Source organism: Methylibium sp., from assembly GCF_013817365.1.
Taxonomy (GTDB): Bacteria; Pseudomonadota; Gammaproteobacteria; order Burkholderiales; family Burkholderiaceae_C; genus Methylibium.
In genome coordinates this window covers 1-4,581 of record NZ_JACDCU010000336.1, presented here as the reverse complement: position 1 = coordinate 4,581, position 4,581 = coordinate 1, and the positions used below count along the sequence as shown (strand labels likewise).

Genomic DNA, 4,581 nt, shown 5'->3' with positions numbered 1-4,581 from the left:
CCTTCACATCGAGGCGGCGCTGCGCGCGTTCGAACTGGTGCTGCTGCGCGAAATCGGCCTGCTGCCGACGCTGGACATCGTCACGCTCACGCAGCAGCCGCTGCCACCGACCGCACCGCTTGCGCTGCGGCCCGAAAGCGGCATCGTCGCCGTTGCGCCCGGCGAGCCGGGCATCGACGCCCCGCGCTGGCGTACGCTGCAGCGATCGCTCGACGGCAAGGATCTCGCCGACATCCAGCGCGCTTGCCTGCCGGCGCTCTCGGAACTCAAGCCCATGCTGCGCCAGCTGCTTCACTATCATCTCGGCAGCTCCGCATTGCGCACGCGGCAGTTGATGATGGAACTGCAGAACCTTGAGACCTGACCGACCGCCGCCATGAACCCGCTGATTTCCACCGGCCTCGACGGCCACCGCGGCGCCACGGCGCTGTCGGTCAATCTGAACAAGGTCGCGCTGCTGCGCAACCAGCGCACGCTGGCGATTCCCAGCGTCACGCGCGCCGCAGCCGTGGTGCTCGAAGCCGGCGCGAGCGGTATCACCGTGCACCCGAGACCGGACGAGCGGCACATTCGCGCCCATGACGTGCACGAACTCGCGGCGCTGCTGCGCAGCGACTGGCCGCAGGCGGAGTTCAACATCGAGGGCAACCCTTTGCACAACCTGATGGACCTGCTGCGCGAGCTGAAGGGCAAGGGCTTGCCAGTGCAGCAGGTGACCTTCGTGCCCGACAGCGCGGAGCAGGCGACCTCCGACCACGGCTGGAACCTGCCCACCGACGCCGAGCGGCTGCACCCCCTCATCGACGAAGCGCGCTCGCTGGGCGTGCGCGTGAGCCTGTTCATGGACCCACTGCCGCAGGCGATGGCTCATGCCCGCGATCTGGGTGCCGAAAGGGTCGAGCTCTACACCGAGGCGTATGCGCGCGCCCACGGCACGCCGCAGGCCGGCAAGCAACTGGCCCGCTATACGGCGGCCGCCGAGACGGCGCTGCGGGCGGGACTGGGTCTCAATGCCGGGCACGACCTCAATCGCGACAACCTCACCGATTTCTTGCGCGCGGTGCCGGGCGTGCAGGAGGTGTCGATCGGCCATGCGCTGATTGCCGATGCGCTGGAGCTCGGCTTGGCCGAAACGGTGCGTGACTACCTGCGTTGCATCCACCGCGCGCAGGCTCCGCAAGCCGCTTCCCCGGCCCGATGATTTACGGCATCGGCACCGATCTGTGCGACCTGCGCCGCGTCGCCGCGAGCGTCGAGCGGCGCGGCGAGCGTTTTGCCGAAAAGGTGCTCGGCCCGCAGGAGCTGGCTGTCTTTCGCGCCCGCGCCGCCAAGCTGCCGCTGCGCGGTCTGCGCTATCTGGGCACCCGCTTCTCCGCCAAGGAGGCGTTTTCCAAGGCGATCGGCCTGGGCATGCGCTGGCCAATGACCTGGCGTCATTGCGAGATCGTCAACGCGCCCGGCGGCAAGCCGGAGATCGCGCTGCACGGCGAGCTGGCGCAGTGGTTTGCCGAGCGTCGCCTGTTGGCGCACGTCAGCCTCACCGATGAATCCGATCACGCGGCCGCCTTTGTGGTGGTCGAACAACTGCCATCATGAAGCACACGGTATCAATCCAAGCAATGCGGGCCGAGCGCCGGGCCGCTTCCAAGCCGGCGGAGGGGCTGTCATGACGCACGCGCCGATCGTGCTCGACATCGCCGGCCTGGCACTCGCCAAAGACGACCGGCGCCGCCTGCAGCACCCGCTGGTCGGTGGCCTGATCCTGTTTGCGCGCAACTGGCGCGACCGCTCCCAGCTCACCGAGCTCACGGCCGAGATCAAGGCCCTGCGGCCCGACATGCTCGTGTGCGTCGATCACGAAGGCGGGCGGGTGCAGCGATTTTGCAGCGACGGCTTCACACACCTGCCGCCGATGCGCGCGCTGGGCGATCTGTGGCTGCAGGACGGCAAGGCCGGTGCAGGCACCGGAGTGCTGCGTGCGACCGAGGCCGCGACGGCTTGCGGCTATGTACTGGCGGCCGAACTGCGTGCCTGCGGCGTGGACTTCAGCTTCACGCCGGTGCTCGACCTCGACCATGGCCCCAGCGGCGTGATCGGCGACCGCGCCTTCCACCGCGACCCCCGGGTTGCCACCTTGCTGGCCAAGAGCCTCATGCACGGCCTGCTGCTGGCCGGCATGGCGAGCTGCGGCAAGCACTTTCCCGGTCACGGCTTCGTCGCGGCCGACTCGCACACCGCGGTGCCGGTGGACCGGCGTTCGCTGAAAGCGATCCTCGAGGACGATGCGCGGCCCTACGAATGGCTCGGCACCTCGCTGGCGAGCGTGATGCCGGCGCATGTGATCTACCCCAAGGTCGATGCGCAACCCGCCGGTTTCTCGGCCCGCTGGCTCAAGGACATCCTGCGCCAGCGGCTGCGTTTCGACGGCGCGGTGTTCAGCGACGACCTCAGCATGCAGGGGGCAACGGTTGCCGGCACGCCGGTAGAGGCCGCAGTCGCCGCGCTCAACGCCGGATGCGATCTGGTGATGCTGTGCAACCAGTCGGTGGACGGCGGCGCGCCGCTCGATGCGCTGATCGACGGGCTGGAGACGGCGCTCGCGAAGCGCCGCTGGCAGGCCAGCGCCACCAGCGAGGCGCGCCGGCAGCGTCTCCTGCCGCAGACCGAGCCGCTGCCCTGGGACGAGCTGATGCACCACGCGGCTTACTTGCACGCGCTCGACCGCCTGCCTTGAGCCGCCGGGTCCGGCAGCGCCTATGAGGCTTTCTGCTCGAGCCGTGTGTGCGGTGCAGAACGCACTTTGCTCGGGTATCCCCTGAACAAGCGCCCGCAATCGAGGCGATGCCGGACTCGGTATTTACCGCAATGATCCGTTCATCCACTCCTTGGAGATGAACATGATCGATGCCACTTTCGAACTCGACCCGGCCGTTGCACCCACGAAGATTCGTCACATCTCGGCCGTCCCGCCGGTGACGATACCTGTGGGCCACGTCGGCCCTGTCGTGCTGCCCGGCAGCGGCCGCACCATCTGGTGGACCGGCCGCGTTGCCATCGGGCTGCGCCATCAGCCGGAACGCCGCTTCGAGGAAATCACACAGTCGGCAATGTGGGTGCAGGGCTTGATGCTGAACGGCGGACGGCACGCACGCGGCGCACAAGCGGCCTGAAGCAGCCCGTGCGGCGCGGCGAGAGCGGCTGATGCTGCGATCGCCCTGCACAAGAAAAACGCCCTCGGCCTTTCGGCACGAGGGCGTTTTCACTTCCCTGATCCCCTCGTGCGATCGAAGACTGCCGCCGGTGGTGTCAGCGCCCCTCGAACGGCAACTTGACCTGCGAAAGGTCCTTGCGCGTTTCCACGAGCACCAGCGGGCCGTCGTCGAGTTCGACCACCGGCTTGGGCGCGCGCGGCGCAGGAGCCGGCTTCGGCGCATTGGCCATCGCCTCCTGAGCCTGACGCACCTTTTGTGCGTCGGTGTTCACCCATTCGAGGCCCGAACCTTCGGCCACTGCTGCCAGCTCGTTCATGGGCAGCTCATAGGCCGCAAGCTCGGCAGCGATGGGCGCAGGCTCTGGCGTGGGTGCGGACGCCGGTGCGGACACTGGCTCGGGTGAAGGCGTGACCGCCGTCGCGACGGGCTTCGTGGCACTTGGCTGCGACGGCAATTCGAGAGCCGTAAAGGCCGGCGGCACCGCTGCCTCGGCGACCGGCATGACCGGCTCGACCGGGGTCGGCGTCGCCGCGCGCACGGTTTCGCTGCCGAGGGCATCGCCCGTGACCGCGTCGCCCGACGCCGCTTCGCTCGTTGCAGCGCCTTCGCCGCCGCTGGCCTGCATCTCAGCGTCTGGCGCCTCGACGTTGCCCTCCGCGACCACGGCGCCTTCGGTGCGATCGCGACGACCGCGGCCTCCCCGGCGTCTGCGTCGCGGCTCGCCGCCGGCGGCCTCGTCACCGCCATCGACCTCGGCACGCTCGGCTTCGGCGGGATCGACCCCGGTATCGCCCTCACCTTGAACGGACGAGGTTTCGACACCGAGTTCGGCCACAGTCGGGCCGGACTCATGCGACTCTTCCGTGGCACCCGCGCTGCTGCCGTCGGCAAGCGTTTCGTCGCGTTCACCGCGGCCTCGTCCACCGCGCCGGCGCCGACGGCGGCTGGCGTCGCGCTCGCCGTTCTCGGCGCTCTCGGCGGTGTCGGCCGGGGCCGCGTCGGCGTCCAGGCCCTGTGCATCGCTCAATGGCAAGGCTGTCTCGTCGTTCGCGGACGGCGGCGCCGGTCTCGGGTTGCGGCGGCTTTCGCCGCGACCCTCGGGACGCTCGGTGCGGTCAACCGCTGGCGCGGAGCCGGTCGGCTCGACGTTGGCTGCGGCCGTTTGCACACGCTCGTTGCGGCGTCCTCCGCGGCCTTCGTGCTCGGCTCGCTCAGGGCGTTCACCGCGTTCACCTCGACGGGCGCGGTCCTCGCTGCCTCGATCGCCGCGTGCTTCGCCGCGGCCTTCACTGCGAGGACTGTCGCGACCTTCGGCGCGCGGCCCCTCGCGCCCCTCGCCGCGTTGACCGCCGTCGCGCCCGCCTCGGCG

General features: G+C 69.7%; 7 protein-coding genes. 6 read left to right on the top strand and 1 reads right to left on the bottom strand.

The genetic code is table 11. The features are described 5' to 3' along the window. The 5 genes from H0W38_RS17070 to H0W38_RS17050 all read left to right on the top strand — a co-directional run. Window positions 1–364, top strand: a 364-nt coding sequence (locus H0W38_RS17070) for a DNA repair protein RecO (RefSeq protein ID WP_292456260.1), incomplete at its 5' end; no start/stop codon positions are given. Window positions 365–376: 12 nt separating this feature from the next. Beyond that, window positions 377–1,201 carry a pyridoxine 5'-phosphate synthase gene (locus tag H0W38_RS17065; RefSeq protein WP_292456257.1) on the top strand — a complete coding sequence of 275 codons (825 nt, stop codon included), beginning with the start codon at window positions 377–379 and terminating at the stop codon, window positions 1,199–1,201. Beyond that, window positions 1,198–1,596: a holo-ACP synthase gene (gene acpS, locus H0W38_RS17060; protein WP_292456256.1), complete on the top strand. Its 399-nt coding sequence runs from the start codon at window positions 1,198–1,200 to the stop codon at window positions 1,594–1,596. Before H0W38_RS17065 ends, acpS begins: the two co-directional genes overlap by 4 nt. Window positions 1,597–1,666: 70 nt before the next feature. Beyond that, window positions 1,667–2,734: a beta-N-acetylhexosaminidase gene (nagZ, locus tag H0W38_RS17055; protein ID WP_292456254.1), complete on the top strand. Its 1,068-nt coding sequence runs from the start codon at window positions 1,667–1,669 to the stop codon at window positions 2,732–2,734. Between the two features lie 163 nt (window positions 2,735–2,897). Then, complete coding sequence (locus tag H0W38_RS17050) at window positions 2,898–3,170, top strand: hypothetical protein (RefSeq protein WP_292456251.1); 273 nt, start codon at window positions 2,898–2,900, stop codon at window positions 3,168–3,170. 136 nt (window positions 3,171–3,306) lie between these two features. On the opposite strand, the gene H0W38_RS17045 is transcribed toward H0W38_RS17050, so the two are convergent. Beyond that, a complete protein-coding gene (locus tag H0W38_RS17045) occupies window positions 3,307–4,239 on the bottom strand; it encodes a hypothetical protein (protein ID WP_292456248.1) in 933 nt (310 codons plus the stop codon). A 135-nt stretch (window positions 4,240–4,374) separates the two neighbouring features. Between H0W38_RS17045 and H0W38_RS17040 the strand changes: the two genes are divergently transcribed. Further along, window positions 4,375–4,581 (top strand): hypothetical protein (locus tag H0W38_RS17040; RefSeq protein ID WP_292456246.1); only part of this gene is annotated, 207 nt, incomplete at its 3' end.

Excerpts from the sequence above, each read along its gene's own strand:
- H0W38_RS17065 (WP_292456257.1), top strand. The coding sequence starts at position 377 with ATGAACCCGCTGATTTCCACCGGCCTCGACGGCCACCGCGGCGCCACG.
- H0W38_RS17050 (WP_292456251.1), top strand. The coding sequence starts at position 2,898 with ATGATCGATGCCACTTTCGAACTCGACCCGGCCGTTGCACCCACGAAG.
- nagZ (WP_292456254.1), top strand. The coding sequence starts at position 1,667 with ATGACGCACGCGCCGATCGTGCTCGACATCGCCGGCCTGGCACTCGCC.
- acpS (WP_292456256.1), top strand. The coding sequence starts at position 1,198 with ATGATTTACGGCATCGGCACCGATCTGTGCGACCTGCGCCGCGTCGCC.